Origin of the sequence: Corynebacterium sp. (assembly GCF_030826625.1) — a bacterium.
Lineage (GTDB): Bacteria > Actinomycetota > Actinomycetes > Mycobacteriales > Mycobacteriaceae > Corynebacterium.
This window is the reverse complement of sequence record NZ_JAPJNQ010000105.1, coordinates 1-5,775: the sequence shown is the minus strand read 5'-3', so window position 1 is coordinate 5,775 and position 5,775 is coordinate 1. Positions and strand designations below refer to the sequence as shown.

Annotated in this window: 6 protein-coding genes; all 6 read left to right on the top strand. The window is 57.3% G+C overall.

Annotated features, from left to right (window positions below; translation table 11 throughout):
* Window positions 1–910 (top strand): ornithine carbamoyltransferase (argF, locus tag RCH87_RS09985; RefSeq protein ID WP_306516552.1); only part of this gene is annotated, 910 nt, incomplete at its 5' end.
* Window positions 907–1,404, top strand: a complete 498-nt coding sequence (locus tag RCH87_RS09980; RefSeq protein WP_306516551.1) for an arginine repressor — start codon at window positions 907–909, stop codon at window positions 1,402–1,404. The genes argF and RCH87_RS09980, both read left to right, overlap by 4 nt.
* Before the next feature lie 90 nt (window positions 1,405–1,494).
* Window positions 1,495–2,697, top strand: coding sequence for an argininosuccinate synthase (locus RCH87_RS09975; RefSeq protein WP_306516550.1), 1,203 nt, complete (start codon window positions 1,495–1,497; stop codon window positions 2,695–2,697).
* A gap of 8 nt (window positions 2,698–2,705) precedes the next feature.
* On the top strand, window positions 2,706–4,151 hold the full coding sequence (gene argH / locus RCH87_RS09970; protein WP_306516553.1) for an argininosuccinate lyase: 1,446 nt from the start codon (window positions 2,706–2,708) through the stop codon (window positions 4,149–4,151).
* 9 nt (window positions 4,152–4,160) lie between these two features.
* The gene (locus RCH87_RS09965) at window positions 4,161–4,352 is read left to right on the top strand and encodes a Trm112 family protein (protein WP_306516549.1); all 192 of its coding nucleotides are present in this window, start codon (window positions 4,161–4,163) and stop codon (window positions 4,350–4,352) included.
* Between the two features lie 3 nt (window positions 4,353–4,355).
* Window positions 4,356–5,621, top strand: a complete 1,266-nt coding sequence (tyrS, locus tag RCH87_RS09960) for a tyrosine--tRNA ligase (protein ID WP_306516548.1) — start codon at window positions 4,356–4,358, stop codon at window positions 5,619–5,621.
* Window positions 5,622–5,775: the final 154 nt, after the last annotated feature.

Below are 5,775 nucleotides of genomic sequence, written 5' to 3'. Positions count from 1 at the left end.
GTTGAAGGCAGAACCATTGAGCCACCGACCATTGTCGGGCGGACGCAGCGTGGCGGTTGTCTTCGATAAAACGTCGACTCGCACACGTTTCTCCTTCGATGCCGGCATCGCCCAGCTCGGTGGTAGTGCAATCGTAACTGAGGCCGGTGCTTCGCAGCTGGGGAAAGGCGAATCCGTTGCTGATACTGCGCAGGTGCTCTCGCGCTACGTCGAAGCAATTGCGTGGCGTACTTACGAACAAGCCGGGCTCGAAGACATGGCGGCACATGCCAGTGTTCCAGTGATCAACGCCTTATCGGATGATTTTCACCCCTGCCAAATCTTGGCGGATTTGCAAACCATGATTGAAGCGCTGTGTCCGGACCAAGGCGTCACCGGATTAGCGGGCAAAAAAGTAGCCTATCTGGGTGACGGTAACCAAAACATGGCGAATTCTTACATGCTGGGCTTGGCGATGGCTGGGATGGACGTCTGGATCATTGCGCCGGAAGAATTCCAGCCGCAGGACCAATTCGTCGAGCGGGCCCGTCGACAAGCAAAACGTACCGGCGGTAGTGTCACGGTGAGCGCTGACCCCGCCGATGTTGCCGGTGCGGCAGTGGTAATCACCGATACCTGGGTGTCGATGGGACAAGAAGACGATGGCAAAGACCGCACGACGCCATTCGTGCCTTACCGGGTCACCCAGGAGATCATGGATCAGGCCGCCGATGGGGCGATCTTCTTGCACTGTCTGCCGGCCTACCGCGGCAACGAAGTCACCGCAGAAGTCATCGACGGCCCGGCCTCCCGGGTGTTCGATGAAGCCGAAAACCGTCTGCATGTGCAAAAAGCCGTGTTGGTGTGGCTGCTCGGCATTGCGACAGGCGAAGAGCCAGGCCAACCGGTAGCGAAAGCGAGGATGCGATGAAAAATACCTACTCGCGCACCGGACGCCAGGGCCGGATCGTCGAGCTGCTCGAGCAGACGCGGATCTACTCGCAAGCGCAGCTGTCGAAATTGTTGCTGGCTGAGGGGTTCGAGACGACCCAGGCGACGTTATCTCGCGATCTCGACGAGCTGGGCGCACGTAAGGTCAAGCCTACCGACGGACGTAGTTTTTATGCAGTAGGCGACAGTGAATCCTTAGCCGAACATACGGTCAACGGGCCGCGAGATAAACTGCGCAAGATGTTGGCTGATCTCGTGGTTTCATCCGACCATTCCGCAAATACGGCGGTATTGCGCACGCCTCCCGGTGGCGCGCAATATCTCGCCAGTTTCATCGATCGCGTCGGCATCAGCGACATCGTCGGAACGATTGCCGGTGATGATACCGTCTTCGTTCTGGCCCGCGATCCTTTGACCGGTCGCGAGCTGATCGAATCGCTGTCGATCGGCGAGAGCCGGCTTGGCCCCGATTAAGCCGCGAAAAAGCACAGAACCTAAAATCAACAATGGCCGATGCCGCACGAACGGTGGCACGTGGCCGAGAACAACAGTAAAGGAAATTTCATGAAAAACCGCATTGTACTTGCCTATTCCGGAGGACTAGATACCTCGGTCGCGATCCCATATCTGGCGCGCCAGACCGAAGGTGAAGTTGTCGCCGTGGCCTTGGACCTGGGCCAGGGTGGCGAGGACATGGAATCGGTACGTCAGCGTGCCCTGGACTGTGGTGCCGTGGAATCCATCGTCGTCGATGCTCGCGATGAATTTGCGGAAGAATATTGCTTGCCGACGGTTCAAGCTAACGGAATGTACATGAAGCAGTACCCGCTGGTGTCTGCGATTTCTCGTCCGTTGATCGTCAAGCATCTCGTGGAAGCCGCACAGGAACACGGTGGTACGCACGTCTCCCACGGTTGTACCGGTAAAGGTAACGACCAGGTTCGTTTCGAGGTTTCCTTCCGTGCGCTGGATCCAACCCTGGATATCATCGCGCCGGCTCGTGACTACGCCTGGACCCGCGACAAAGCCATCGAATTCGCCAACGAGATTGACTTGCCGATCGAGCAGTCCGAAAAGTCGCCGTTTTCGATTGACCAGAACGTGTGGGGCCGCGCGGTAGAAACTGGTTTCCTGGAAGATCTGTGGAACCCACCAACAAAGGATCTCTACGCCTACACCGAAGATCCAGCGATGGGCAACGCCCCGGATGAGGTCATCATCTCCTTCGAAGCCGGCCGTCCGGTTGCTGTCGACGGCAAGAAGCTGTCGCCGCTGCAGATCATCGAAGAGCTGAACCGTCGTGCTGGAGCTCAAGGCGTTGGCCGTTTGGACATGGTCGAGGACCGTTTGGTTGGCATCAAATCGCGTGAGGTCTACGAAGCACCTGGCGCAATGGTGTTGATCAAGGCACACGAAGCCATCGAAGATGTGTGCCTGGAACGCGAGGTCGCTCGCTACAAGCGCGGCGTCGATGCCCGCTGGTCCGAAGAGGTTTACGACGGCTTGTGGTTCAGCCCATTGAAGAAGTCGCTGGATGCGTTCATCCAGTCGACGCAGGAGCACGTCACCGGCGATATCCGTCTGGTGCTGCACGCCGGAAACATCATCGTCAACGGTCGTCGTTCGAACCAGTCGCTGTATGACTTCAACCTGGCAACCTACGACACCGGTGATACCTTCGACCAGACCGCGGCTAAGGGATTCGTGCAGCTGCACGGCCTGTCCACCCAGATCTCCAACAAACGTGATCGCGAGGCAAACAACTAATGTCCGGAATCCAGGCGCATTCCACGAACGAGGGTGCACTGTGGGGAGGCCGTTTTTCCGGCGGCCCTTCCGATGCCATGGCCGCACTCTCTGTGTCCACGCACTTCGACTGGGTGCTAGCACCCTACGACGTGCTGGCATCGAAGGCTCACGCGCGGGTACTTCACAAGGCAGATTTGCTCTCGTCGGCAGACCTGGAAAAGATGCTGGCTGGGCTAGACCAGCTGGGCCGTGACGTGGAATCAGGCGAGTTCACTCCCGATCCCACCGACGAGGACGTCCATGGTGCGATGGAACGTGGCCTGATCGATCGCGTTGGCAAGGAGCTTGGTGGCCGCTTGCGGGCAGGGCGTTCGCGCAATGACCAGGTCGCAACCCTGTTTCGCATGTGGGCGCGCGATGCGGTCCGTGATGTAGCGCTGCAGCTCGTCGACCTCATCGACGCACTCGCTGCGCAAGCCAAAGCGCATCCGCGTGTGATTATGCCGGGCAAGACTCACTTCCAAGCTGCTCAGCCAATCTTGCTGGCGCATGGCCTGCTTGCGCATGCGCAACCATTGCTGCGCGATATCGACCGGCTTCGTGACCTGGATAAGCGCCTGGCAGTTTCACCTTATGGCTCGGGTGCATTGGCGGGATCGTCGCTGCAGTTGGACCCAGAAGCGATTGCCGAAGAGCTTGGGTTCGATTCTTCTGCGGAAAACTCTTTGGACGGCACCTCCTCACGTGACTTTGCCACTGAGACCGCGTTTGTTTTGGCCCAGATTTCGGTGGATATCTCGCGGCTCTCGGAAGAAATCATCGCTTGGTCCACACCCGAATTTGGCTACGTCACGCTGAGCGACGAGTGGTCCACCGGGTCGTCGATCATGCCGCAGAAGAAGAACCCAGACATTCCGGAATTGCAGCGCGGAAAGACTGGTCGCTTGATCGGTAATCTCACTGGCTTGCTTGCTACCTGCAAGTCACTGCCGCTGGCATACAACCGCGACTTACAGGAAGATAAAGAACCGCTTGTCGACGGTTTTGCACAGCTGAATCTGGTGCTGCCGGCGATGACAGGTTTGGTTTCTACGCTGGTATTCCACGAAGACCGCATGCGTGAGCTCGCACCACGCGGGTTTACTCTGGCGACTGATCTCGCAGAATGGATGGTGCGCCAGGGCGTACCGTTCCGTGAGGCTCACGAGGCTTCGGGCTCATGCGTGCGCTTAGCGGAAGAGGCGGGTGTTGATCTCGTGGATCTGAGTGATGAGCAGCTGGCAAGCGTCGACAAGCGTTTGACGCCTGAGGTACGCGACGTGCTGACGATTGATGGGGCCGTGGCCTCGCGGTCTACCCGCGGCGGAACTGCGGGCGTACGTGTTGACGAACAGCGCGAAACTGTGGAAAAAGCAGCGGCCGAAGCGCGTGAGTGGGCCTCGGTCACCGTCGCTGATAAAGCAAAGCGATAAACTGACTGCATGAGTCTCGATCCCCGGTTATTGGAAATTCTGGCCTGTCCGCAAGACAAAGGCCCATTGGTCTATCACGAAAAAGACGAGGTGCTGGTCAATGAGCGTAAAGGCATCGCCTATCGCATAGACAATGATGTGCCCGTTTTGTTGGCTGACGAGGCGATCGACTGGCCAGAAAAATCCCAAGGAGAGAACTAAGCAATGAACAATATCGTCGATGAACTGCAATGGCGTGGACTCATTAACCAGTCCACTGACTTAGACGAACTCCGCGCTGCGACCGAAGAACCGATTGCGCTGTATTGCGGTTTCGATCCCACCGGGGATTCGCTACATGCTGGCCACTTGGTGCCGATGATCATGCTGCGGCGTTTCCAGGAAGCCGGGCATCGTCCGTTTGCGCTCGCCGGTGGGGCTACCGGTTTTATCGGTGACCCGCGCGATGTTGGCGAGCGCAGCATGTTGAGCCAAGAAGAGCTTGACACCAACGTTGCAGCGATTAAGAAGCAATTACGCCAATTCGTTGACTTTGAGGGCGAAAACGCAGCAACCCTGGTGAACAACGCGGACTGGACGATGGGTATGTCCGTCGTGCAGTTTTTGCGTGAAGTAGGGAAAAACTTCTCGCTGAACACGATGCTGGACCGGGATACGGTGAAGCGTCGTCTAGAGGGCGACGGTATTTCCTACACCGAGTTTTCTTATATGTTGTTGCAGGCCAACGACTACGTGCACCTGAACCGTGAATACGGCGTCAGCTTGCAAATCGGCGGCTCCGACCAGTGGGGGAATATAGTTTCCGGGGTTGATCTCAACCGGCGCGTATCTGGAGCGAAGACCCACGCGTTGACGGTTCCGCTGGTTACCGATGCCAACGGTAAGAAATTCGGTAAATCGACCGGCGGCGGCAAGCTGTGGTTGGACCCAGAAAAGACCAGCCCGTATGCGTGGTACCAATATTTCGTAAACGCCGGGGATGCCGATGTCGTGCGTTACCTGAAGATGTTTACGTTCTTGGACCAGGATGAAATCGCTGAGTACGAGCGTGCAGTGGCAGAAGAACCGCATAAACGTGCCGCACAGCGACGTTTGGCAGAAGAGATGACAGACCTGGTTCACGGAGTTGCTGCCCGTGAGTCAGTGCAGCTGGCATCACAGGCGTTGTTTGGGCGTGCCGAATTGACCGACCTCGACGAGCAAACCCTGCGAGGTGCGCTGCAGGAAACCACTGTTGCCGAGCTTGACGACGATGAACCACGCACGATCGTTGACCTTCTCGTGGCGTCCGGCTTGGTTGATTCCAAGGGCGCAGCTCGGCGCACGATCAAAGAGGGCGGTGCCTATGTGAACAACCAGCGCATCGAATCCGCGGAGTGGGAGCCCATGGCAGAAGATTTGCTTCACGGTAGTTGGCTGGTGCTGCGCCGCGGTAAGAAAAACTTCGCCGGGGCAAAGCTGTCGCTATAAGCGAGATATAGCCCCGATATAAGCTCGATATAAGACCATCATTTATGCCCCATAACCAGGCGATTTGTGAAGAATCTATAACGTGTGTAGATTAATCCAAGTCGCCGCGAGGGGCTGACAGAGAAAATAACTTCACAAGATCAAGGTTTTGATG